Raw genomic sequence first — 24,202 nt, 5'->3', positions numbered from 1 at the left:
TTCAAATTAGCCCAAGAAAAAAAATATTTGCAGAGATAGGAAGTCGACAAATGATAGTCCAAGTCATCCTTGCATAGAAAAACCCATTACTGGGGTTCAATAGAAATCCAATAACTCAGAATGCACTCATTGCACATTTTCCTAAAGTTTTCCTGATTTTTGTAGATAACAACAAATAAGAATAAAAGTAAAAGTTAAAATCAGGGGGTGTTATGATGAGAATTGGCATCAGGTACATCATTCTAGGTATCGGCGTAATAAATATTTCTTCTTGTATGGTTTATGAGGATACGTACACTACCCGCTATCAAATTTATACCTATGATTATGGACAGTCATATCCTCAAGCAGATTATCATGGTCGTGATTACAATTATGGTTCTCAATCTGGTCAAAGTGTGGTGGTGCCTGATTCTTATCATGTTGGTGAATATCATTCTCCTGTATCATTTAAGGACAGAGACAGAAGCTGGGTAAATAGTCAAAACCCTCAAGGCTATACTATTCAGATTGCTGATGACGAAAAGGCTTCTTATGTGGCCCAAAAACTCTACAAAGCACCTAAAAATGATAGAATGGCTCAAGTGAAATATTATCAAAATGGTAAAACCCATTATAAGGGTTTATATGGTACCTATGATAGTCAGGAAGCAGCTCTAAAAGCATTGGAATCATTACCGCCTGAAATTAAACAGGGTGCTGGAATTAAAAATTGGGGGAGTATTCAAGGAAATTTGAATGAATAGATTTTCATGAGAAACAATGTGTATTTTAAGAAAATATATCTGATCTCCTGTATCCTGCTGCTCTAAGTCAGGGCTTATAGTTTTGACTGGGGAAAAGTAGTGTTTCTAATTTGTAGAGAGTATGATCATTAGTCGGGTGACTCCCGGTGTTGATGTTTTCTCCACATCAAATTGTTTGATATTGATAGAATAGGCTTCATTGATTTTTGCCAACCATTGTACAAAGTTTTGAAAAGGGACTGCATCAAAGGTTAATTGAATATCTCCTGATCCTGTTTGTTGCAATTGATAGGGGAATTTCAGTGTTTTGTTATTTTTAAGTTGGGAAGAAAGAATCGTTAGCAATTGGCTGTTGTCTACAGATTCTTTTCTTTTGCCAGAACGTTTTTGCATCCTTACTTGCTTCATCCATTCGAATGTTTCAGTTTTTTCAATTAATTGAGTGGATTTTTGATTTACCTGGTTGCTTAGAGGAGCATAAAGTAATAAATAGTAACCATAAATAAAAAGTGATACACCAGCCATTATGACCATCCACTTTTCTCGATCATTCAGTGAATTTAAATAGGTTTTCACGTTAACTCCAGAGTTGCAACAACTTGTTGATCTTTCGTTGAAGCTTGCGTTTGCTTCACTTTGAGTTGTGATTGTTTTAGTTTATTTTCAATTTTTTGTAAGCTTTCAAAATCAGAACTTACTAAGGTGACTGATATTATTTTATTTTGATATCTGAGCTGCTCCACTGTTATTCCACTATCCTTCATGGCTTTGGACAATTGGTTTAATATAAACCAAAATCGAGTGTGATTTTCTGTGGTATTGCCTCCAAGAAGCTGACTGATTCGAAATTTTGGGCTGATAATTTGCTTGGCATCCGGGAAAAACTCACGATAAATGACTGCGATTTGCCGATCAATTTCATCTATCTGTTTATTGAGCGCGTGCAAAGAAAGCCAATTAACGAAGAGAATAGAGATTAACCAGATTCCGCATAATCCACCAACCAATTGATATCCTTTTTTAATCCAATCGGTTGTTTTTCCATGCTGCATTTCACCTTGACAAAGGTTGAGTGGTTTTGATTTTATCAATCTTTTACTAATCCAAGTGTATGAGTGCTCTTCATTTTGGCTTGCTGGAGAGGGGGGAACTATTTTGCTGTCTTGGAATAGGTGAGTGAGATTTTGTGGATGATTTTTCAGGTAAGTTTGAGCCAAATCACCTGAGAGGACGCCTTTAAAATCCTCATTATTGATCAACAGCTCAGATTCAGTAACGATCAATTCCTGAGATGCAAGTGCAAACCAGTCAAGAGTTATTGCATCAAACTTTATCCTGTGCTCATCAAAAACTTGAATTAACTTTCTCATTCGCTGTTTATCAATCACAACAACAAGATATTCATTATTCTGATAATGAAATTTATCAAAAGCAAAATGAAGTTCTTCGACCGGTTGAGTTACTTTATCCTCAAGTGCGTAGGGTATTGCAATTCTGGCTTTTCTTTCAGGTAACCAGGGGATTGTAAGAGCGAGAAGTATTGCTCTGGTAGAGGTTTCTACAATAATCGTACTGGATTCTATTTGTAAATCTTGTATTTGCGAGAAATTACGAAATTCAGGGGGAGCGATTAACTCACCCGTATCAGATATTTTCAGGCATACACAACCATTATCATCAAGATGTTTGCTAAAAATAAAACACTTATCCATGAGTCAAACTCTGTATTGTTATGGCTGTCAATTTTTCAGTATATACCAGTAATTATTATTATTTCCAGCTGACCTTAAACATAAGCTCTGTGCCTTTTAGTGGCGTTAGTATACCAGTGTTGCTTCAATTGCTGCGATAACAAATAGACCGCCAGAGCATATTGAGGGCTCGAATTATAGCGGGTAATTACAAAAAAATTAGGATAGGCAATCCAGTATTCCTTTCCCTTGCGTGTAACTAACTCTATGACTCCCGCACGAGGAGGATGATTTTGTGAGGCTGTTATTGGTTTTACTCCATAACTTAAAAGCTGTGAGTATCGGTAATTTGCTGTTTTAGGGTTCATATAAAGTTTTTTGTATCGCCATCCGGAGATTTTGGCCGGTTGAGCAATACCTTGATTTAATTTCCAACCATGTTTATGCAAATAATTGGCGATGCTGGCGATAGAGTCATCATTGTCATTAACCAAGTCCCGTCGACCATTGTTGTTAAAGTCGACTGCGTAATAACGATAACTGCTTGGCATAAACTGAGGTTTTCCGATAGCCCCTGCATAAGAGCCTTTGTATTGCGTCGGAGATACGTGCTGCTCTCGACACAGAAGGAAAAATTCCTTTAACTCTTTAGAAAAGAATGCAGATCGTTTGGGGTAGTTAAAAGCCAGTGTAGCCAGAGTATCCAAGACTCTGTATTCACCCTGGCGTTCACCATATGAGGTTTCAACCCCTAAAATAGCGATAATGATCTCCGGGGACACCCCATATCTTCTCTGAACTTTTTCCAATGTTTTTTGATTTTCTGCCCAAAATTGTATTCCGTTTTTTAATCTTTTCGGAGTAAGAAATAGTTCTCGATAGACATCCCAACTTTTCTTTTCATATGGTTTTTCCATAGATTCGATGACTTGGGGTTGAAGTTTGACTTGGTTCATCACCGCAGTTAACTGATTACGATTAAAGTGATAATCTTTTACCATCATGTTAATAAACGATTGTACATCTTTTCGTTTTGTAAATGCTGTGTCGGAATAGGTAGAGAAAGATAAAAGAAAGAGTGTAATAAAACCTAGCCAGATGGTTTGTCGCATCATGTACCCTGTATCGTTGCAAAGCTCAAATTTTAGTAAAAATAAAGGTTCATAGCAAATTTTTGACCTTTGTTTATCTTAAATGCAGCGCATGAAATCGATAAACCAAGATTCAATTTTCTTTTTCTTAATGATATAAAAATGACTGAATTTGCTTTGCCTACTTTCTGCACGTGAACATTTAAGATAGACTTATGCTATTTGCAAGAAGGTTAGAAGAGTTGAAAGATTTAAACCGAATTCGAAATTTTTCAATAATTGCCCATATTGATCATGGTAAGTCCACATTGGCTGATCGATTTATCCAAATTTGTGGCGGATTGACTGAGCGTGAAATGAGCTCGCAAGTTCTTGATTCTATGGATATCGAACGTGAACGAGGTATTACCATCAAGGCGCAATGTGTTTCTTTGAATTATACAGCCAAAGATGGTAAGACCTATTTATTGAATTTTATCGATACGCCCGGACATGTTGATTTTAGTTACGAAGTATCTCGTTCTCTTGCTGCTTGTGAAGGTGCTATTCTAGTAGTTGATGCGGCACAGGGAGTAGAAGCACAAACTTTAGCAGTTTGCTATACAGCAATTGATCAGTCTCTTACCGTATTGCCAGTGCTGAACAAGATTGATTTACCGCAGGCAGAACCTGAACGAGTTATTTCAGAGATCGAGGATATTATTGGTCTTGATGCCCAGGATGCGATTAGAGTCAGTGCTAAAAGTGGCTTGGGTGTTAATGATGTTTTAGAAGCATTAGTTGCAAATATTCCCCCTCCGAAAGGCGATGTGCATGCCCCATTACAGGCACTTATTATTGATTCCTGGTTTGATAGCTATTTGGGAGTTGTCTCACTGGTACGTATTGTGAATGGTGCAATACGAAAAGGGGATAAAATGCGGGTGATGTCCACAGGCAGAGCTTATGAAGTGGATCAAGTTGGTATTTTTACCCCCAAACGGACTAAACTGGATGCTTTATATGCCGGTGAAGTAGGTTATGTCGTTGCCGGTATCAAAGAAATTCAAGGCGCACCAGTTGGTGATACTTTAACTTTGGATAGAAATCCAGCCGATAAAGTTCTTCCAGGGTTTCAACGTGTTAAGCCTCAAGTTTATGCCGGTTTGTTTCCAGTCAGCTCGGATGATTTTGAAGCATTTAGAGAGGCGTTGGCTAAATTAAGTTTAAATGATGCGTCACTATTTTACGAGCCGGAATCTTCGGAGGCTTTGGGATTTGGTTTTCGTTGCGGATTTTTAGGCATGCTGCATATGGAAATCATTCAGGAGCGATTGGAAAGAGAATATAACCTTGATTTGATTTCTACGGCACCTACTGTTGTTTATCAGATTGTAACTCAGAAAGGGGAAACTTTATTAATTGATAACCCTTCACATTTGCCCCCGACTCCTCAAATAAAGGAGATGTATGAGCCAATCGTCAGAGCAAATATTTTAGTGCCTCAAGATTATTTGGGACCTATTATTACTTTATGTGTTGAAAGACGGGGTGTTCAAGTCAGCATGACCTACAGTGGCCGTCATGTTTCTGTCGTTTATGATATACCCATGAGTGAAGTGGTGTCTGATTTCTTTGACAGATTAAAATCAGTGAGCCGAGGTTATGCTTCTTTGGATTATAACTTCCAAAGATTCCAGATTGCTGATTTGGTCAAGATGGATATATTAATAAATAGTGAACGTGTTGATGCTCTTGCTGTGATTGTTCATAGAGATTCCGCTCATAGTCGCGGAAAATTAATCGCGGAAAAGATGCAACAGCTTATTCCAAGACAGATGTTTGATGTGGCTATCCAGGCTGCTATAGGAAGCCATATTATTGCCAGACAAACAGTGAAAGCATTGCGTAAAAACGTTACAGCGAAGTGTTATGGTGGAGATGTGACGCGTAAGCGGAAGTTGCTGGAAAAACAAAAAGCGGGTAAGAAAAGAATGAAACAAGTGGGGCATGTAGAAATACCTCAAGAAGCCTTTATGGCTGTGTTTCAAACAGATAAAAAAAAGTAGAACGCTCGTTAACTAATGATGTTGTGTTGACCTGTTCATTAGCATCCAGACATAAGTCAAATCATGATTAAATTGTCTTTTGCTTAAAATTGGGGATATTGAGTTTATGAATTTTGCTTTAATATTAGTCATATTATCAGCTGTATCTGGATTGATTGCTTTATTAGATTGGTTAATTTGGTCTAAAAATCGTCAGCCAGAACAAAATCCAGGTCGGATTATTGAGTATTCTCGTTCATTTTTTCCTGTATTTTTTATTGTTTTGCTATTGCGCTCTTTTTTAATTGAACCTTTCCGTATTCCATCGGGCTCACTTGAGCCTACTTTGCTGGTTGGTGATTTTGTAGCAGTTAATAAATTTGCCTATGGACTGAGACTTCCTGTATGGGAGAAAAAAGTAATACCAATTGCTAATCCCAAAACTGGGGAAATCGCAGTTTTTCGTTGGCCACCTGAACCATCTTATGACTATATTAAAAGAGTTATTGGAGTGCCTGGTGATAAAATTTCATATCATGATAAAAAACTAACTATTAATGGCAAAGAGGTAAAACAGACCTTTGTTGAATATACTACCGATGAAAGTTCTGGCAAAGCTGTAACAAAGTATAAAGAAGATTTAAATGGTGTGGTTCACGACATATTTATCAGACCCGATGCACCGTCTGTTGATTTTGATATAGTTGTTCCTGATGGAAATTATTTTATGATGGGGGATAATCGGGATGATAGCGCCGATAGCCGATTCTGGGGATTTGTACCTGATAGTTATTTGAGAGGAAAAGCTTTCCTGGTCTGGATGAGTTGGAATGGGAAGACAGATAACGTACGCTGGTCAAGGATAGGCCGGTTAATTCATTGAGGTAATAAGTCATGAGAAAACAACAGGGAATGACATTGATTGGCATGCTGTTTACTGCTGTTGTGGTGGTAATGGCTGGGATATTTGTCATGCGAATAGCGCCAGTCTATATTCAACATTACTCCATTTTGCATTCAGTCAAATCATTAAATTCAACGTCAGCTTCTTCTTTGTCTGGGGATCCCTTGACTGACGTTGCAACTTTAAGGGAAAGTGTAACTAAGCGATTAGATATCAATGGGATAGACGACTTAAAACCAGGAGAATTGGTTATTACTCCTTCAGGTCCCAATAAATTCAAAATCAAGTTAAAATATCGAGTCATCAAGCCTCTGATTTATAATATGAGCATATTATTTAATTTTGAAGATAATTTTGAGGTAATAGCTGGTAGTGAAAATTAATTTAGAAAGATTGTGCAGGCGTTTAAATTATCATTTTAGTAACATGGCCTATTTGAAGCAGGCTTTGACTCATTGCAGTGCTGGTAGTGATAATTATGAGCGTTTCGAATTTCTTGGGGATTCGATATTAAGTTTTGTTATTGCCAATGAATTATTTAGCCGTTTTCCACTTCACAGCGAAGGACAATTAAGTCGCTTACGCTCTTTTCTTGTTAAAGGTGAAATGTTAGCGGAAATAGCCAGAGAAATAGATTTGGGTGATTATCTTTTTCTTGGGCAAGGTGAGTTAAGGAGTGGTGGATTTCGGCGCACATCTATATTAGCAGATGCACTTGAGGCTATATTGGCAGCTATTTATTTGGATGGAGGAATGACCGCTGCCAAGCAGATTATTTTAAGGCTTTATAATTCACGACTGGATGACCTGGATTTAAATCATTGTTTAAAGGACGCAAAAACACAATTACAGGAGTTTTTGCAAGCATCAAAATTCGCTTTACCTGAATACGTCTTAACAAAGGTTGAGGGGGATGAGCACGCTCAAACCTTCCATGTAACATGCACAATTGAAGGAGTGAGTCAGGTAGCATATGGCACGGGTCCTAATAGAAGAAAAGCAGAACAGTTGGCAGCAAAAGCTATGCTGGAACAGTTGCAAGGTTAAATAATATTGATCAACAGACTCTCTTAATGCTCTTAGGAACCCTATCGCTGTTTTACTCCAGGTTTTCCAGGGCATGGCATACTTCTAACCATTCTTCTTCTGTCTTCATTAAATAGGAATGGGCTATCTCTCGCTCTCTTAACAGATTATCCAATTTTCCTTTCTGTTTTGTGTCTTCATATAAAGAAGACTCAGCCAACTGCTTATCAAGATGCTGCAGTTGCTTCTGATGCTGTTCAATGAGTTGTTCCAATTTTTTTAATTTGTTTTGATAGCTCTTTCTTTCTTTATAGTCATTTGAAGAAGCAGATAATTTAGATTCTTTTTCTGAATTTCTGGTTTGCAGCCAGAGATAATAATCATCAAGATCCCCTTCAAATGGCTGTATTTTTCCTTGATAAATGAGATAGAAGTTATCAACACTTGATTTTAGCAAATGACGATCATGCGAAATCAAAATTAAAGCACCCTCATAAGTTTGCAGTGCTAATTCAATTGCTGCCCTCATTCCAAGATCCAAATGGTTTGTTGGCTCATCCAGTAAAAGAAGATTGGGCTTTAACCAAACCAGTCTCGCTAATGCCAAGCGAGCTTTTTCGCCACCTGAAAAGTGGTGAATGGGTTGTACCGCCATATCCCCTCTGAAATTAAATCCACCTAAAAAATCCCGTATGGTTTGTTCTCTTGTCTCTGGAGTGAGGGTTTGCAGAGTTTCTACCGGGCTTAACTTACAATCCAGTTGCTCAAGTTGATGCTGAGCATAGTATCCAATTTGCAAGTGTGGGGAGCGATGGATGTCACCATTGAATACGGGTAAATCGGTTGTAAGTGTTTTAATTAAGGTTGATTTTCCTTCACCGTTAGGTCCCAGAAGAGCAATTCTATCTCCTGGATTAAGAGACAGTTTGATTTTTTTCAAAACAGGAGAGTGAGCAGTATAGCCTGCATCAACCTGATTGCATTGAATTAAGGGATTTCCTGCGCGAGGGCAGGGGAAAAAATCAAAAGAAAAAGGAGAATCGGCCTGGGCTGCCGCAATTATTTCCATTTTTTCTATGGCTTTAATTCGACTTTGCGCTTGCTTGGCTTTGGTCGCTTTCGCTTTAAAGCGGGTTACAAAAGCCATCATATGTCTTATTTTGTGTTGTTGCTTTTCATGCATCGCTTGTTGCAATGCTAATTGCTGTGCATGCGTTTTTTCAAAACTGCTGTAGTTTCCTGTGTAGAGTGTAAGATTTCGATTTTCTATATGTAAGATATGAGTAACGAATGCATCAAGAAATTCCCTGTCGTGTGAAATAAGAATAATAGTACTTGGACTTTGTTTCAAATAGCGCTCCAGCCAGAAAATGGCCTCCATATCTAAATGGTTAGTAGGCTCATCCAGCAGAAGCAGATCAGCTGGTTTCATTAAGCAGCGCGCAAGATTCAAGCGCATTCTCCAACCGCCAGAGAAGCTGTTAACCGGTTCTTGTTGCTGATTTCCATTAAATCCCAGGCCAGACATAATAACAGCTGCTTGCGCTGGTTTACTGTAACCACCAGTATGAGAAAGTTCTTCATGACATTGCAAGACTTCTGCATCATCGCCTTTTCTTTCAGCTTCTGAAAGACGCTTTAGCAGTTTAATATATTGCTGATCACCTGCAAGAACAAAATCCAATGCTTTTTCATTGCTATCAGGTATTTGTTGAGATAAATGGCTGATACTAAGTTGTGGATTAATTAGATACTCGCCAGTATCGGGAGTCAATTGACCTAAAAGAAAATCAAATAATGACGATTTCCCACAACCGTTATGACCAATAAGGCCAATTTTTTGTTTTTCATAAAGACTGACATTGACCTTATCGAGTAAAATTTTATCTCCTCTTGATAAGGTAATTTGACGCAATGTAAGCATGTTAGACCGCAAAGCTTGAATTAATCTGGCATTTTATCATAAATCATCCGCAGCTTCCTATTGATCATATATAGGTAGTCGGTGCGAGAGCATACTAATTTGAATCGGTTATGAGCTGTTATACTTTATAAATTTGAGCATATTATTGCCATTCTTATGCAGGTAGGAGTCTATATTCTGTAGTAAATTCTGTCGTATTTTGCAGGATAGATTTCCGCTTGTGTGGTAATTAATCAAATTATGCATTATAAACAAAATATGATTTTGCCCTGATAGGTGAGTCAAGTATTTGCAATCTCTTACAATCTGATTTTCTTAAAAAAATTATTCGCTGGGTTGAATTATTTTTTTTCGAGCCGATTCATAACGCGCTTGTTTTTCTATATCAATATACCTGTCCGTTGTAGCACTTGAACTGTGTCCAGCGTCATCGCGTACATGCTCTCTGGGCCTGATTTTTACGTCTTCTGATATTCCAGTATGCCTCAGCCAATGCACAGTGGCAGCGGATAGATTATCCGCCTCCTCTAATAAACCATTGATTCGAAGTTGCTCCTCTGCCAAGTCAAAACAATGCTGAACAATACGTCTTATAGGGGCTGTATCACTCATTGGGCCATGACCTCTCAGTTTAGGGAGTAAAGGTGAATTATCTGCTGGCGATGGAAGCGGAGTAAGTCCAAGAAATACACGCCAACGGCTAAGGCTTTCCAACATGGCATCACTTACTGCAATTTGTCGCTCCTTATTTCCTTTTCCCACGGTTGTAAACCACCAATGACCATTACTGTCTTTGGCAAAATCATTCATACTGGGTACCCATCTGTCACTCGCAGCAAGTTCTGAGATACGAAGGTACATGCCAAATAACAGACTTAAAATAAAACGTGTGCGCTCATGTTTTTCAGGGGAATCCTCAGCTAAAGTTTCAGCTGCTCGCAGGACAGCTTCCCATTGCACCAGGCTTAATCGTCTAACAGGCGCATTGTGTTGTCTTTTGCGAATAAATTTGCTTTTTTGCCTAATGAGTACGACTGGATTGGAAACCAGATATTCTTCAGCAATTAGAAAATTGAAGAGGGTACTTAAAATGGCGAATATTTCTTGCACGGCTCCCTGGGATAACTTGAATTCATCTATTGATGCGATATGACCATTTTTTCTGGATACTTTACTTAGTGTGACTACAAAAGGCCGCCATTCTCCATTAGGTATCCGGTTGCCATTTTTTTCGATAAACCGCGGGACTTTTTTTAGACCAATCCAGGTTTTAGGAGGGTTTTGACAGAAATGGATGTATTGTTCAATATCATCACGTCTTAAAGAATCAATTGTAGAGTTTTTGACAAGCCATGACCATTGTAATAAACGTTCTGTTTCTCTTCTGTAACTGTTGAATGTGCCTTCGCTTCCTATGTAGCTCTTTAAAAAATTTAAGCAATAAGTGAAATCATTATGAAATCGAGCATCAGGTAATATCACATTTTCATGATTTTTATGGATGTGATTGAGATTATCAAACAAGGGTAATAGTTTTGTTTTCATAGTCATAACTTATCTGCTGATAATTCATTATGCTAACCTAATTGCTGATTTAAGTCATGAGGTTATATAGTACATAAGTAACTATCAGTAATAACACTGAGACAGACAGATAAGTGTTTGCAAAGGGCAATAAATTGACTAAAAGTTTGGAATAAATCCAGATTGGAATTCAGACTAATTAATAAATAAAAATTATATGCTAAAGGATATTGACCTTCGTGATAGCTCCTAGTATTATCTGCGCTCTGTCCTTGGGACGGGTATCGGGGTGTAGCGCAGTCTGGTAGCGCGCCTGCTTTGGGAGCAGGATGTCGGGGGTTCAAATCCCTCCTCCCCGACCATTTAAGCGCCCGTAGCTCATCTGGATAGAGCATCGGCCTTCTAAGCCGAGGGTAGCAGGTTCGAATCCTGCCGGGCGCGCCAGCCGCCTTGCTTTTGCAGTATTATAGCTGGAACAGGGCTTACAAAACCCTCCATAGTTGCATGATTTTTAATGAAACCTTATTTTGTACAAATAGCTATATTGAAAATTATGAATTTTTAATCTGGGGAGTTTCGTAAGTCCTGTTAAGAGTAATTTTGGTGAGCGTAGCTCAGTTGGTAGAGCCCCGGGTTGTGATCCCGGTTGTCGTGGGTTCGAGTCCCATCGTTCACCCCATTTGTAACAAATATAATTTTGAGTCTACCGCTAAAGATTCCATCTGAGTCTTTACAAGACTGAATTACTGATTGATAATCCAACCTGATTGCGAAAGTGGCGGAATTGGTAGACGCACTGGATTTAGGTTCCAGCGGGGCGACCCGTGAGAGTTCGAGTCTCTCCTTTCGCACCATTTCATGATAACTTCCGAGAGGTGAATTAATGCAAGTTTCTGTTGAGACCCTAAAAGGTTTGGAGCGTAAGGTTACAGTTTCTGTACCTACAGAGAAAGTTGAGGAAGAAGTGAGCTTGCGTCTCAGAAATCTTGCTCGCAAAGTGAAAATAGATGGTTTTCGTCCCGGTAAAGTCCCGTTTAATGTTGTAAAAAACCGTTTCTCTGATAGCGTGCGTGAAGAAGTTGCCCGGGAAATGGTGCAATCTACCTTATATGAAGCCTTACAAAAAAATGAACTGGTACCAGCAGGTTATCCTCATGTTGAGCCTTTAGAAATTGAGCCTGGTAAGGATTTTAAATACACCGCTGTATTTGAGGTTATGCCCGTTTTTGAAATTGTCGAACTAAATCAGGCTCCAGTTGAATTAATTCGATCTGAAGTCACTGATAAAGATGTTGACAACATGATTGAAAAATTACGAGAGCAAAATAAAGAATGGCATGAAGTAGCCCATGCAGTCAAAAAAGATGATAAGGTTGTTATTGATTTTCAAGGATTTTTGGATGATAAGCCATTCCAAGGCGGTAGTGCTGAGGGATATGAGCTTGTAATTGGCTCCGGTTCGATGATTCCCGGATTTGAAGATGGGATTATTGGTGGGGAAATTGATAAACCTTTCGATATAAAAGTTAATTTTCCTGAAGATTATGGCCATAAAGATTTGGCTGGGAAGGAAGCAACATTCAAGATCACTATCAAGAAGGTTATGGAAGGCAAGCTGCCCGCTTTGGATGATGCATTTGCGGAGAAATTCAATATAAAAGAAGGTGGTATTGAGTCTCTTAAAAAGGATATCAGAGAAAACATGGCGCGTGAATTGGAGCGTCGCGTCAACATGATGAACCGGGAGAAACTGTTTGATTCATTAATGTCTGTGAATAATGTTGAGCTGCCAATTGCTTTGATAGATAAAGAAATTGAGCATTTAAAACATGACATGTATCACCGTTTGTTTGGTCACGAACATAAAGATGATGAAAAAATTCCTGATTTTCCAAGGGAGCTATTTGAAGAACAAGCCAAGCGACGTGTGCATTTAGGTTTACTTTTTGCTGAGTATGTCAAAAAACATGAAATTGTTGCAGACAATGACAAAGTAAATGCTATGATTGATAAATTTGCCAGTGCTTATGAAAGTCCCGATGAGCTTCGCGCGTGGTATCAAAGCAGCAAAGAACATATGGCTGAAGTTGAGGCATTAGTTATGGAAGATATGGTTGCTGATAAAATAGCAGAAGATGCGAAACTTAAATATAAAAATATGGATTATGATTCAGTGATGAATCCCAAAAAGGGCACTGAGAAAAAAGGAGAGTAAGCATGCCAGGCTATTCAGATAATATTATCCGTAATGCAAGCGGATTAATACCAATGGTAATTGAGCAAACCTCAAGAGGTGAGCGTTCCTATGATATTTATTCAAGATTATTAAAAGAAAGAATTATTTTTCTCTTGGGTGAAGTAGAAGATCATATGGCTAACCTGGTTGTGGCTCAGTTGTTGTTTCTGGAATCTGAAAATCCAGAGAAAGATATATCTTTATATATTAATTCCCCTGGTGGAGTCGTTACTGCAGGCCTTGCTATTTACGACACCATGCAATTTATTAAGCCAGACGTAAGTACTTTATGCATAGGTCAGGCAGCAAGCGCTGCTGCCTTGCTCCTCTGTGCTGGTGCTGAAGGCAAACGATTCTGCTTGCCTAACTCAAGAGTTATGATACATCAGCCTCTAGGTGGTTATAGAGGTCAAGCAACAGATATAGAAATTCATGCTCGAGAAACATTGGCAGTGAGAGAGCGTTTGAATAATATTATGGCTAAACACACTAAAAAAACACCTGATCAAATCATGCGTGATACAGAAAGAGATAACTTTATGAGCGCCACTCAGGCTATGGAGTACGGTTTAATTGATAAAGTTCTCTATGACAGACAAGTTGCGGGACATTCTACAGACTTATAGCTTGGCTAGATACTCCTGGTTTATCTGAGTATAATGTAAGTTGGTTTGATAGTAATGTGGTGGCGCAATATTATCTGATTGTCTAAAATTTTACATGTAATTACTATTAAATAGTAATAGCTGTAAGAAGGGGTTTGGTTATGAGTAAATCCGGTAACGGAAATGGAGATAAGGTCTTATATTGCTCTTTTTGTGGTAAGAGTCAACATGAGGTAAAAAAATTAATTGCTGGACCTTCTGTATTTGTATGTGATGAATGTGTAGAGCTTTGTAATGATATTATTCGAGAAGAAACACATGAAACTCACGAAGAAGCAGAGACACGTCTACCGACGCCAAAAGAAATATCTAATTTTCTAGATGAATATGTAATAGGTCAACAGCATGCCAAAAAGGTTTTATCGGTTGCAGTATATAATCACTATAAGAGATTACAGCACAAAAGTGAGGATGGCGTTGAACTTGGTAAAAGTAATATTCTACTTATAGGACCTACTGGCAGTGGTAAGACTCTTTTAGCTCAAACTTTAGCGCGAATACTTAATGTTCCTTTTGCCATGGCTGATGCCACTACCCTTACTGAAGCTGGATATGTTGGTGAAGACGTTGAAAATATCATTCAGAAGTTATTACAGAAGTGTGACTATGATGTAGATAAGGCACAGCAAGGTATTGTCTATATCGATGAAATCGATAAGATTTCACGCAAATCAGATAACCCATCTATTACCAGAGATGTTTCAGGAGAAGGCGTTCAACAAGCTTTACTGAAATTAATCGAAGGTACTATTGCATCTGTTCCACCGCAAGGTGGGCGAAAGCATCCACAGCAAGAATTTTTGCAGGTAGATACATCGAATATTTTATTTATCTGTGGCGGCGCTTTTGCGGGTTTGGACAAAGTAATTCGTGAACGCAGCGATAAATCAAGTATAGGTTTTTCTGCTCAATTAAAAAGCAAGAAAAACAGTAGTGATGAAGTTTCAAAAGTTTTAGGTCAATTGGAGTCAGATGATTTAATTAAATATGGATTAATTCCTGAGTTTGTAGGTCGATTGCCTGTTGTCACCACTTTACAGGAACTTGATGAAACGGCATTGATAGATATATTAACAAGGCCGAAGAATGCTTTAACAAAGCAATTTCAATCACTTTTCAAAATGGAAGGTTCGGAACTTGAGTTTAGAGAGGAAGCTTTGATTGCTATCGCCAAAAAAGCGCTCGAAAGAAAAATGGGCGCAAGAGGTTTGCGATCAATACTTGAAAATATTCTTTTAGACACCATGTATGACTTACCTTCCTTGGAAGGAGTGAATAAGGTCGTTATTGATGAGAGTGTAGTGAATGGACTATCTAAACCGATTCTCATTTATGAACAGGATGAGAAAAAAAGTGTGTCTGGTAGTAAAGATTAGGTAATATGTTGATTTCTGTAATAATTTAAATATTGCAGAAATCATTTTACGTTTCATTCACAAATAGATTTAAAGCTGTTTTTGTAGCTTAAAATAACTAACTTTAGTCATCTTAATAGCAATCGACTAACTCTCACATTACGAATTGTTCACCAGCACCAATATCTGTATACTCGTAAGAATAGTATAAGAAACTATAACCAAGAAATTTTCCTTTGAATAAGGGTCATTATGTCTAATGAAAATGAAATAATATCAAATGAGACTGTGAAATCTTCTGCTTTGCCTGTATTACCATTGAGGGACGTAGTCGTCTACCCGCATATGGTTATACCTCTCTTTGTGGGGCGTGGAAAGTCAATTAAAGCTCTTGAAGCAGCGATGCTTGATAATAAACAAATTTTTTTAGTCGCCCAGCGTAAGTCGGCTCATGATGATCCTGGCCCAGAAGATATCTATCAAGTGGGAACTGTATCCAGTGTTTTGCAATTGTTAAAGTTACCTGACGGAACTGTGAAAGTTCTTGTTGAAGGTGAACAGCGTGCACGAGTCAAGGAGTATATTCAGGATAAAGGTTACCTTGAAGCCACACTTGAATACATTGAGGAAGTGGGCTCAACAATACAAGAACAAGAAATTGCAATTCTAATGAGATCTTTGATGTCGCAATTTGAACAATATATAAAGCTTAATAAGAAAATTCCCCCGGAGGTCTTATCACCATTAGCAGGCATAGAAGAGCCAGGTCGCTTGGCTGATACTATTGCCGCGCATTTAACACTTAAAGTAGATGATAAGCAAGAGTTGCTTGAAACTATGGATGTAGGAACTCGGCTTGAGAAATTAATGGCAGCGATTGAAAATGAAATTGATTTGTTACATGTGGAAAAACGTGTAAGAGGTCGAGTCAAACGACAAATGGAAAAAAGCCAGAGAGAATACTATCTAAACGAACAAATCAAGGCTATTCAGAAAGAATTAGGGGAGATGGGTGAGGAAGGTAATGAGATTGAACAATTAGAAAATTCAATCAAAAAGGCCGGAATGCCGAAAGAAGCCAAAGAGAAAGCCCTAGCAGAGTTACATAAGTTAAAAATGATGTCCCCAATGTCTGCTGAAGCAACTGTTATTCGTAACTATCTTGATTGGATGCTAATGGTTCCATGGAAGAAGCGAACCAAAATTCAGTTTGATTTATTGAAAGCAGAAAAATTACTCGATAAGGAACATCATGGTCTGGAACAGGTTAAAGAACGTATCATCGAATATCTGGCAGTACAACAACGTGTAAAAAGATTGAAAGGACCGATCTTGTGTTTAGTAGGTCCTCCTGGGGTAGGTAAAACTTCTCTTGGACAATCTATTGCAAATGCTACCGGAAGAACTTTCATACGCATTGCTTTAGGTGGGGTAAGAGATGAAGCAGAGATTCGTGGTCATCGAAGAACTTATATAGGCTCCATGCCAGGTAAAATTATCCAAAAATTATGCAAGGCAGGAGTTAAAAATCCGCTTATTATGCTGGATGAAGTAGATAAGATGGCAATGGATTTTCGCGGTGATCCAGCATCAGCATTACTGGAAGTATTAGATCCTGAACAGAACCATACATTTAGTGATCATTACCTGGAAGTTGATTATGACCTAAGTGATGTTATGTTTATTGCGACAGCAAATTCGCTTGAAATTCCAGCCCCGTTATTAGACAGAATGGAAGTGATTCGTTTACCCGGATACACTGAAGACGAAAAAGTCAGTATTGCTGAAAAATATTTGGTTCCCAAGCAAATGCTGTTAAATGGTTTAACCAGTGAAGAAATCCATATTAGCGAGGGAGCTATCAGAGATATCATTCGTTATTATACACGAGAAGCCGGTGTACGTAATCTCGAAAGGGATATAGCGAGTATATGCAGAAAAGTTGTTAAGGAAATACTCTCAAGCAAAAAGGGCAAAAAAGGAAAAACAATCAATATATCCGTTAGTAATATTACTAAGTATTTAGGCGTTAAAAAGTATCGTTATGGATTGGCTGAACAATACGATCAGATTGGTCAAGTCACTGGTTTAGCCTGGACAAGTGTTGGAGGAGAACTTCTGACTATAGAGGCATCCATAATGCCAGGTAAGGGTAAAGTGACTCATACTGGTCAACTAGGTGAGGTAATGCAAGAGTCCATACATGCTGCTATGACAGTAGTCAGAAGCCGTGCTAAAGCTTTTGGTTTGCCAGATGATTTTTATGAGAAACATGATTTTCATGTTCATGTCCCGGAAGGGGCAACACCCAAAGATGGTCCAAGTGCTGGTATAGGAATGTGCACAGTTCTGGTTTCCATAGTAACTCAAATACCGGTTAAGGCAGATGTAGCTATGACAGGTGAAATTACTCTGCGTGGGCAAGTTTTGCCGATTGGAGGATTAAAAGAGAAATTGCTGGCTGCACATCGTGGTGGAATCAAACATGTCCTTATCCCTGAGGAGAATGTAAAGGACCTTGAGGAAATCCCTGATAATGTGTTACGCAAGCTGACAATTCATCCTGTTAACACCATTGAACAGGTTTTGGAGCTGGCTTTGCAACGCAATCCATGGGTAGAGGAGCCAACAAATATACAACCTGGTACTATATTGAATAAAAGATCAAAAAAAATTAAAAATAATGATTTACACGCTCATTAATACAGAGTATATTTCTCTACGTGGCCCGCTGGTGGCGGGCTCTGCAAGGATGTACGAACTTGACTGGAGCAGTTGAATCTGTTTAAATCAGCTCCGGAATATGGATGATTAACTGTAAAGGGGAAAAGATGAATAAGAGTGAATTAGTTGATGCTATAGCAAGCGGTTCAGGTTTGACCAAAGCTGACGCAAGCAGAGTTCTTGAAACTTTTATGGCTACAGTAACTGATGTCTTAAAGAAAGGCGATCAAGTTGTAATACCTGGTTTTGGTTCTTTTTCAACAGGTAATCGTTCAGCACGTACTGGCAGAAACCCACAGACTGGAAAAACAATCCAAATTAAAGCGTCAAGGGTTGCCAAGTTTAAAGCAGGTAAAAACCTGAAAGAAGCGGTACAACAAGCTTAAGTTTTCAGGGTGCTTAGCTCAGCTGGGAGAGCATCGCCCTTACAAGGCGAGGGTCGTAGGTTCGATCCCTACAGCACCCACCAAGAAATGGAGTGGTAGTTCAGTTGGTCAGAATACCGGCCTGTCACGCCGGGGGTCGCGGGTTCGAGCCCCGTCCACTCCGCCAGATAAACGCGCTGAAAGGCGCGTTTTTTTTATCAGCTTATGGTAGAATCGTTTTTCATCAAGCATTGTTAATATCAAAATGGATCTCGGGACATGTTGCAGAAGTTAAATGAACACATTCAGGGTGTAGTAGCGTGGTTAGTTATTATATTAATTGCTATTACCTTTACACTTTTTGGTGTTGATTATTATTTTCAATCTCGACAAATATCCGATGCAAAGGTAATAGTTAATGATAAACCAATTACCATGCAAGCGTTTGAAACGAACTACAGACGCACTCGAGCTCAGCAAGATTTACCCCAAATGACTGCTGCAGATGAAAAAAATCTGCAAAATCAAGTACTGAATCAAATGATAACGAATGAGGTGAGCATTCAGGCAGCACGGAAATATGGGTTTGAGGTTAGTCCAGAACAAGCTAATGCAGCAATAGTGCAAATTCCTCAATTCCAGGAGGATGGACATTTTTCGGCACAACGCTATCAACAAGCTTTGAGTGGAGCTTTATTTACTCCTGAAACTTTTCAAAATGAAGTAAGACAGGGTATGTTGCTTAATCAGCAACGTTTTGCATTTATGGGAACATCATTTGCTTTATCGGATGAAATAAAACGATTTGTTAGATTATACATGCAGACCAGAGACTATGATTATTTGACAGTACCATCCGACCGTTTTGAACAACAGGCAAAGATTTCAGATGATGATATTAAAAGATATTATGATCAGCACCATAAAAAATTCATGACTTCTGAGCAAGTTATACTGGATTATGTGCTTTTGTCTATGCATGATATCAAATCACAAATTAAGATTTCACCTGAAGAAATTAAAAATTATTACGAAGAAAACAAAAGTAATTACTTAACTCCTGCTCAATGGCAGGTTGCTCATATTTTATTTGCAGTTCCGGAAAATGCTACCAAGGAAGAGCAAGACTCAATTAAGCAAAAGGCTGATGAGGTGTATAGTGATTTAAAAAAACATCCAGAGCAATTTGATAAATATGTTGTTTCTAAATCTGATGACAAGTTATCTATAGCCAATAAGGGCATTCTTCCCTGGATTACAGGAGGGCAAAATGAATACGACAGAGTACTCTCCAATTTAACTAAACCAGGACAAATTTCTACACCAGTGCAAACAAAATATGGTTATGAAATTTTTAAGCTGGTTGCTTATAAGCCAGTTACAACTAAATCTTTGCAAGAGGTTGAACCTATTATTAAGGATCAATTATTAAATGATATGGCTCAAGCCAAGTATGCTCAAGCTTTGGAGCAATTAACAGATTTAAGTTATCAAACACCTGATTCACTTGATCCCGTTTTGGATACTTTAAAGCTGAAAATTCAACATACCGAGCCTTTTTCTCGCGATGGCGGCAAGCAATCGATTACCAAAAATAAACAGGTTATCCATGCTGCGTTTAGCACTGATGTTCTGGAACTAGGAAATAACAGCGAGCCTATACAGCTTGATAATGATTCTGTAGTCGTTTTACGAGTGAAGAAACATATACCTTCTAGAGAACAAACCTTGGGCGAAGTCCAAGATCGGATTAGAAAAATACTAGCAAAACAATATGGGGATGCCAAAGCAAAAGAAATTGGTAGCAGTTTGCTTCATCCGGTTGAAGATAAGCAACAGCAGGAATTAATCACCAGTAATCAATTCGAGTGGCATTCTGTTGAAAAGGCTTCCAGAGACAGCGACAAAGCTAATTCCTTAATCAATGATTTGGCATTTAATTTATTACGCCCAGAAAGCCGTGATGGAGTGATTTTAGACAATGGTGACTATGTCGTTGTCAAATTAAAACGAATTAATGATGGAAAATTAAGTTCTTTGGATCAAGAACAAAGAGACAGTTTAATCCAGCAAATTGAAGCCAGTTATGGAATGATGGATTATGACTTGTATGTTAATAATTTGCTTCATCGTGCGAAAATAGTAAGGAAATAGAGAGTAGCGAGCGGTTACTTTTTAAGAAAATAAGGAAGCTTTTAGATTACAGTGCTTGCTCTATTTACAGTTATATTTATTGTTTTAGACATGATTGAAATGCCATGAAATACTTTATCGACGTATGTCATGTATAGAGGCAAGTCTTTATCTGATCGCTTATGTCTGATTGGACTTTCATTGTTAGAACAATACAATACGATCTCTTATTGGATGTACAAATTTATATTCACTAGCTTGATCAGGCGTTATTAGCAGAAAAACATTCCTAATATTACATTGCCAAAATAAACAATCTTGATAAAAATCATCAAGGCTTAAGTTCTCATTAAGGCAGAAGGCTCCTTAACATTATTCATGATTTCGTCCATTGCAAGGTTCTCAGATAAAGCGGCACGAATTTTTTGAAAATCACAGCAGCTGCTTTTAGCAAACCCATTGAGGACATTACGCGCATTGTCGCTAATATTATCTTCACTACCATGAGCTATTTTGGTTTTAATTTCGAGAATGGCGCCGGCTATCTCTTCTTCATTTTCAGGATCCAGTTTTCCTACAATTTCCCGCATTTCTTTGATAATGTTTGGTACTGATCCGTCTTTGTTTTTCATTAAATTATCGTCACTTAATACTCTATAGACAGCTAAAATATTTGCTTCTCTTTCATTTGCAGGAATTTTTATGATATTGATTCTGACCTTTGCTTTATTGGGCAGGGCTGGTTTGTCGGGTTTTGCTTCAAGCAAGTCAACAATGTCATTCTTGCCTTGTCTTTTAGCCTCAGAGATAGGAGATATCCCATCAACTTCGAGGTTTGGGTTAGCACCGGATTGTACTAAGGCTTGAACAGCTTGGGGATAGTGGCCACTCATGATCACTTCTAAAAGAGGTGAAGAACTACTCCACTCATCATAAACAATTTCGTTGATTTTATTTGTATCAAACTCAATATTTTTATACATAAAATGGAGTTCTTCTGGTGATAAGTGAGTATGGATATCTAGTAATTTTTTTGCAAAATGCATGGGGTTGACAGGTTTGTTTTCTTTGACCTCTTGATAAAAACGTCTGGCTTCTGCTTGTTCTAGCGTTATATATGTTCCAGGAGGTTTTCCTTTGTGATCATAAGCAGAAAAGTTAATAGAAAACCGCTCTTTTGGTTCATTGGATCCACTGAAGTTATCAAACAAACAACAACGAATTTCTCTGGCGGCCGCCTCAATGCCTTCTCTCTGACTCAAATCAAATTCTTTGATTATATCAGGTTTAGTTTCATCCTTATTCGCGGAAGGGCGATTTGAGTCATAAATATAGAGTTTTCCATCTTGATATATTGCCGATATAGCATGGCCTGGTACTTCGCCTATGGTATTAAGGCCAAATCCTTTTCCTTCATTTTCCGGTTTTGCCAATTGTTGCAAAAAATAGCTTAGCCCTTCTAAAGACATATGAGAATTGGAGCGACTCTCCTGTTGATAATTCGTTTCTCCCCATACTTTTTCCCACATAAATTGACGAACCAAAACCTCTGATTTTTCTGTACCCAGAAAAGATTTCATACTATCATAATCCATGTGATAGGACCGAGTCAGCTGAATAGCATATTCAAATTTTTTAACTAACTCTTCATTCAGTGAAGCTTCTGTTTTATCCCAAGCAATAATATCTTTAAATATTTCATAATATAGTTCTTCTTTGCCATCGAGCCTGCATTGTAACCAAATGGATGCCAAACCATTACAATGTCCGCTTTTTAAGTCTTCAATAACTGGTGCAACAGGATCAGGGGCATGACCTCCATTTGATGTGACAAGGTCTTTAATTTGCTCATTACTGAGATCTAATAATTTAGCCTCATCCTGATTTTTAATGGCGTTTATTTTTTTTTCAAAAACATCGAAATCATTAATTTTTACTTGTTCATACTTCCCATCAGGCTTAACATAATACAGCTCCTGAGTATCGCTTTTTTTGATATATATATAACTGTTTTTGTATTGTGCAGGATATTCAGGTAACTCGGACATCAAATGGAGATTGCAGCCCTTAGATAGATCTTTATTGAGTTGATAATGCAAATATTGCTGAAATTGATTTAAAATGTAAGATTGCGTCCAACTCGGTCCTAATTTCGATTTGACTAAATCCTTAAATACCTGTTTTGTTTCAGGTAAATCAAGCATACATTGATAGGGTGTTTTTCCTTGATTGTTTTGGACTCCAAAACTGGCCTCACGCCCAGTTTCATATGACATTATAGAACCCATTATCTCCCTGTTGGCTTGCATTATTGCATGATGCATAATGGTATTCCCATCCATGTCTACTTGCTCAAAAATATTATATTTTGATTGTCGTGCATGTCTTAAAAGCATTCTGAGTTGCGCAATGTTTTCTTCTTTAATGGCCTCAACCAATTTTTCAAAGGTCTGCATTTCATCTAAGTGCTCAATCCCCATTCCTTATATCTCCTGACTCAGATACATGTAAATTTAATTATAGATAAAAATTTAAACAACAGCTTTTTGAATGATATATTTATACTAATCTATTTAATATTCATTTGCTGGTAGTGTTAGATAGCTACTATTTTAATGCATTGACAAAAATCTTGGTTGTGATCGTAAAATGAACATATCGGTATTGATTTATTGTGTCAGGTTTATAAAAATGATTGGATTTTTCGAGAACTATACCCTGTTTTTAATATGAAGATTAGCTACTCAATTTGAATTAGCTCAATGAATTGGGAGAACCTGAATTAAAAAAACGTTCTACTCAATACAAAAACAATATATCAAATATGTTTTTCTTTTTATATTCAGGATGGTAATTTTCATGGTAATAAATAGTTGGTGTTGAGCTTAGTTATTTTCTCAGCACCAAATCCATCAAATTTGTTGAAAAACTCATATAATCTAAAAGTAGGGAATGTTTATCTATCCCAGTTCACTCATCGCAGAGACTGCATGATAACCTGCATCAACATGCACCACTTCACCAGTAATCCCGGATGCCAGATCAGAACATAAAAAGGCAGCAGTATTTCCTACTTCATCGGCAGTAACATTTCTTTGTAATGGTGTAATGTTTGCGTAGGCAGCATGAATTTTACGAAAATCTTTAATTCCAGCAGCAGCTAGGGTTTTAATTGGTCCAGCTGATATAGCATTAATTCTTAACCCTCTAGATCCTAAACTGGCTGCCAGATAGCGAACAGAAGCTTCTAAACTTGCCTTCGCAACCCCCATGACATTATAGTTTGGTACGGCTTTTTCTGCCCCATAATAACTTAAGGTTAAAATTGAACCCTGAGTGTCAAGCATCATAGGTAGTGCTGCTTGAGACAAACCTATGAGGCTATAGGCACTAATATCATGAGCAATTCTAAATCCCTCTCTATTTGCGCACTCCACAAAATCACCACTGATTTGATCTGCCGGAGCATAAGCTACAGAATGAACCAGGATATCTAATTTATTCCAGTGATTACGTAAACTATCAAATACGGTTTTTATTTCTTCATCACTTGCTACATCACAAGGAAAAGCTAGAGTTGAATTAAATTCCGATGCCATCGTTTCAACACGTGACTGTAATTTTTCGTTTTGGTAAGTAAAAGCCAGCTCAGCTCCTTGACTGTGGAATGCTTTAGCAATGCCATATGCAATTGAACGGTTACTTGCCAAGCCAACAATGAGTGCTTTTTTTCCAGTTAAAAATCCCACAATAGTATCTCCTCCCATTATTTTTGATTTAGCAGGGCGAAG

At 37.9% G+C, this 24,202-nt stretch carries 18 protein-coding genes and 6 tRNA genes; 17 read left to right on the top strand and 7 right to left on the bottom strand.

Annotation, left to right across the window (positions count from 1 at the left end; all coding sequences use genetic code 11):
• Positions 1–212 precede the first annotated feature (212 nt).
• Positions 213–746 (top strand): SPOR domain-containing protein, encoded by a 534-nt coding sequence (locus OQJ02_RS08875; RefSeq protein ID WP_265718829.1) that lies wholly within the window; start codon positions 213–215, stop codon positions 744–746.
• Positions 747–851: 105 nt separating this feature from the next.
• Here OQJ02_RS08875 and lspM read toward each other — a convergent pair whose 3' ends face one another.
• The 3 genes from lspM to mltB all read right to left on the bottom strand — a co-directional run bounded on the left by lspM (position 852) and on the right by mltB (position 3,549).
• The gene (gene lspM / locus OQJ02_RS08870) at positions 852–1,322 is read right to left on the bottom strand and encodes a GspM family type II secretion system protein LspM (protein ID WP_265718828.1); all 471 of its coding nucleotides are present in this window, start codon (positions 1,320–1,322) and stop codon (positions 852–854) included.
• Complete coding sequence (lspL, locus tag OQJ02_RS08865; RefSeq protein ID WP_265718827.1) at positions 1,319–2,458, bottom strand: GspL family type II secretion system protein LspL; 1,140 nt, start codon at positions 2,456–2,458, stop codon at positions 1,319–1,321. Before lspL ends, lspM begins: the two co-directional genes overlap by 4 nt.
• A gap of 74 nt (positions 2,459–2,532) precedes the next feature.
• Positions 2,533–3,549: a lytic murein transglycosylase B gene (mltB, locus tag OQJ02_RS08860; protein ID WP_265718826.1), complete on the bottom strand. Its 1,017-nt coding sequence runs from the start codon at positions 3,547–3,549 to the stop codon at positions 2,533–2,535.
• Between the two features lie 194 nt (positions 3,550–3,743).
• Here mltB and lepA point away from each other — a divergent pair, with 194 nt between their 5' ends.
• From lepA to rnc, 4 genes are all read left to right on the top strand, one after another.
• Positions 3,744–5,576, top strand: coding sequence for a translation elongation factor 4 (gene lepA / locus OQJ02_RS08855; RefSeq protein ID WP_265718825.1), 1,833 nt, complete (start codon positions 3,744–3,746; stop codon positions 5,574–5,576).
• A 106-nt stretch (positions 5,577–5,682) separates the two neighbouring features.
• Positions 5,683–6,438, top strand: coding sequence for a signal peptidase I (gene lepB / locus OQJ02_RS08850; protein WP_265718824.1), 756 nt, complete (start codon positions 5,683–5,685; stop codon positions 6,436–6,438).
• Positions 6,439–6,449: 11 nt separating this feature from the next.
• Positions 6,450–6,842 carry a DUF4845 domain-containing protein gene (locus OQJ02_RS08845; protein ID WP_265718823.1) on the top strand — a complete coding sequence of 131 codons (393 nt, stop codon included), beginning with the start codon at positions 6,450–6,452 and terminating at the stop codon, positions 6,840–6,842.
• Positions 6,832–7,506: a ribonuclease III gene (rnc, locus tag OQJ02_RS08840; protein WP_265718822.1), complete on the top strand. Its 675-nt coding sequence runs from the start codon at positions 6,832–6,834 to the stop codon at positions 7,504–7,506. The genes OQJ02_RS08845 and rnc overlap by 11 nt, the downstream gene beginning before the upstream one ends.
• Before the next feature lie 52 nt (positions 7,507–7,558).
• Here rnc and OQJ02_RS08835 read toward each other — a convergent pair whose 3' ends face one another.
• Positions 7,559–9,409, bottom strand: coding sequence for an ABC-F family ATP-binding cassette domain-containing protein (locus OQJ02_RS08835; RefSeq protein WP_265718821.1), 1,851 nt, complete (start codon positions 9,407–9,409; stop codon positions 7,559–7,561).
• A gap of 324 nt (positions 9,410–9,733) precedes the next feature.
• Positions 9,734–10,960: a tyrosine-type recombinase/integrase gene (locus OQJ02_RS08830; protein ID WP_265718820.1), complete on the bottom strand. Its 1,227-nt coding sequence runs from the start codon at positions 10,958–10,960 to the stop codon at positions 9,734–9,736.
• A gap of 258 nt (positions 10,961–11,218) precedes the next feature.
• Between OQJ02_RS08830 and OQJ02_RS08825 the strand changes: the two genes are divergently transcribed.
• From OQJ02_RS08825 to OQJ02_RS08770, 12 genes are all read left to right on the top strand, one after another.
• Positions 11,219–11,295, top strand: a tRNA-Pro gene (locus OQJ02_RS08825).
• 5 nt (positions 11,296–11,300) lie between these two features.
• Positions 11,301–11,377: transfer RNA gene (locus OQJ02_RS08820), tRNA-Arg, on the top strand.
• Positions 11,378–11,536: 159 nt separating this feature from the next.
• Positions 11,537–11,612 (top strand) — tRNA-His (locus OQJ02_RS08815).
• A 90-nt stretch (positions 11,613–11,702) separates the two neighbouring features.
• Positions 11,703–11,787, top strand: a tRNA-Leu gene (locus tag OQJ02_RS08810).
• A gap of 29 nt (positions 11,788–11,816) precedes the next feature.
• The gene (gene tig / locus OQJ02_RS08805) at positions 11,817–13,148 is read left to right on the top strand and encodes a trigger factor (protein ID WP_265718819.1); all 1,332 of its coding nucleotides are present in this window, start codon (positions 11,817–11,819) and stop codon (positions 13,146–13,148) included.
• A 2-nt stretch (positions 13,149–13,150) separates the two neighbouring features.
• Positions 13,151–13,795, top strand: coding sequence for an ATP-dependent Clp endopeptidase proteolytic subunit ClpP (clpP, locus tag OQJ02_RS08800; RefSeq protein ID WP_010947585.1), 645 nt, complete (start codon positions 13,151–13,153; stop codon positions 13,793–13,795).
• A 140-nt stretch (positions 13,796–13,935) separates the two neighbouring features.
• Positions 13,936–15,210: an ATP-dependent Clp protease ATP-binding subunit ClpX gene (gene clpX / locus OQJ02_RS08795; protein WP_265718818.1), complete on the top strand. Its 1,275-nt coding sequence runs from the start codon at positions 13,936–13,938 to the stop codon at positions 15,208–15,210.
• Positions 15,211–15,441: 231 nt separating this feature from the next.
• On the top strand, positions 15,442–17,892 hold the full coding sequence (gene lon / locus OQJ02_RS08790) for an endopeptidase La (protein WP_265718817.1): 2,451 nt from the start codon (positions 15,442–15,444) through the stop codon (positions 17,890–17,892).
• 128 nt (positions 17,893–18,020) lie between these two features.
• The gene (locus tag OQJ02_RS08785) at positions 18,021–18,299 is read left to right on the top strand and encodes an HU family DNA-binding protein (protein ID WP_011214112.1); all 279 of its coding nucleotides are present in this window, start codon (positions 18,021–18,023) and stop codon (positions 18,297–18,299) included.
• 7 nt (positions 18,300–18,306) lie between these two features.
• Positions 18,307–18,382: transfer RNA gene (locus tag OQJ02_RS08780), tRNA-Val, on the top strand.
• Positions 18,383–18,388: 6 nt separating this feature from the next.
• Positions 18,389–18,465: transfer RNA gene (locus OQJ02_RS08775), tRNA-Asp, on the top strand.
• 92 nt (positions 18,466–18,557) lie between these two features.
• Positions 18,558–20,432: a SurA N-terminal domain-containing protein gene (locus OQJ02_RS08770; RefSeq protein WP_265718816.1), complete on the top strand. Its 1,875-nt coding sequence runs from the start codon at positions 18,558–18,560 to the stop codon at positions 20,430–20,432.
• 317 nt (positions 20,433–20,749) lie between these two features.
• On the opposite strand, the gene OQJ02_RS08765 is transcribed toward OQJ02_RS08770, so the two are convergent.
• Both OQJ02_RS08765 and OQJ02_RS08760 read right to left on the bottom strand, forming a co-directional pair.
• Entirely contained in the window at positions 20,750–22,891 is a 2,142-nt protein-coding gene (locus tag OQJ02_RS08765) for a hypothetical protein (RefSeq protein WP_265718815.1), read from the bottom strand.
• A 480-nt stretch (positions 22,892–23,371) separates the two neighbouring features.
• Complete coding sequence (locus OQJ02_RS08760; protein WP_322783382.1) at positions 23,372–24,178, bottom strand: enoyl-ACP reductase; 807 nt, start codon at positions 24,176–24,178, stop codon at positions 23,372–23,374.
• Between the last annotated feature and the right edge of the window lie 24 nt (positions 24,179–24,202).

Origin of the sequence: Legionella sp. PATHC032, assembly GCF_026191185.1 — a bacterium.
Taxonomy (GTDB): Bacteria; Pseudomonadota; Gammaproteobacteria; order Legionellales; family Legionellaceae; genus Legionella.
The sequence above is the reverse complement of the archived record's forward strand: the minus strand, read 5'-3'. Positions and strand labels throughout refer to the sequence as shown.

Coding starts and splice junctions, on each gene's coding strand:
- tig (WP_265718819.1), top strand. CDS start 11,817: ATGCAAGTTTCTGTTGAGACCCTAAAAGGTTTGGAGCGTAAGGTTACA.
- mltB (WP_265718826.1), bottom strand. CDS start 3,549: ATGCGACAAACCATCTGGCTAGGTTTTATTACACTCTTTCTTTTATCT.
- lepA (WP_265718825.1), top strand. CDS start 3,744: ATGCTATTTGCAAGAAGGTTAGAAGAGTTGAAAGATTTAAACCGAATT.
- OQJ02_RS08785 (WP_011214112.1), top strand. CDS start 18,021: ATGAATAAGAGTGAATTAGTTGATGCTATAGCAAGCGGTTCAGGTTTG.
- clpP (WP_010947585.1), top strand. CDS start 13,151: ATGCCAGGCTATTCAGATAATATTATCCGTAATGCAAGCGGATTAATA.
- OQJ02_RS08765 (WP_265718815.1), bottom strand. CDS start 22,891: ATGGGGATTGAGCACTTAGATGAAATGCAGACCTTTGAAAAATTGGTT.
- OQJ02_RS08875 (WP_265718829.1), top strand. CDS start 213: ATGATGAGAATTGGCATCAGGTACATCATTCTAGGTATCGGCGTAATA.
- lspL (WP_265718827.1), bottom strand. CDS start 2,458: ATGGATAAGTGTTTTATTTTTAGCAAACATCTTGATGATAATGGTTGT.
- OQJ02_RS08760 (WP_322783382.1), bottom strand. CDS start 24,178: ATGGGAGGAGATACTATTGTGGGATTTTTAACTGGAAAAAAAGCACTC.
- OQJ02_RS08770 (WP_265718816.1), top strand. CDS start 18,558: ATGTTGCAGAAGTTAAATGAACACATTCAGGGTGTAGTAGCGTGGTTA.
- lepB (WP_265718824.1), top strand. CDS start 5,683: ATGAATTTTGCTTTAATATTAGTCATATTATCAGCTGTATCTGGATTG.
- OQJ02_RS08845 (WP_265718823.1), top strand. CDS start 6,450: ATGAGAAAACAACAGGGAATGACATTGATTGGCATGCTGTTTACTGCT.
- OQJ02_RS08830 (WP_265718820.1), bottom strand. CDS start 10,960: ATGACTATGAAAACAAAACTATTACCCTTGTTTGATAATCTCAATCAC.
- lon (WP_265718817.1), top strand. CDS start 15,442: ATGTCTAATGAAAATGAAATAATATCAAATGAGACTGTGAAATCTTCT.
- OQJ02_RS08835 (WP_265718821.1), bottom strand. CDS start 9,409: ATGCTTACATTGCGTCAAATTACCTTATCAAGAGGAGATAAAATTTTA.
- clpX (WP_265718818.1), top strand. CDS start 13,936: ATGAGTAAATCCGGTAACGGAAATGGAGATAAGGTCTTATATTGCTCT.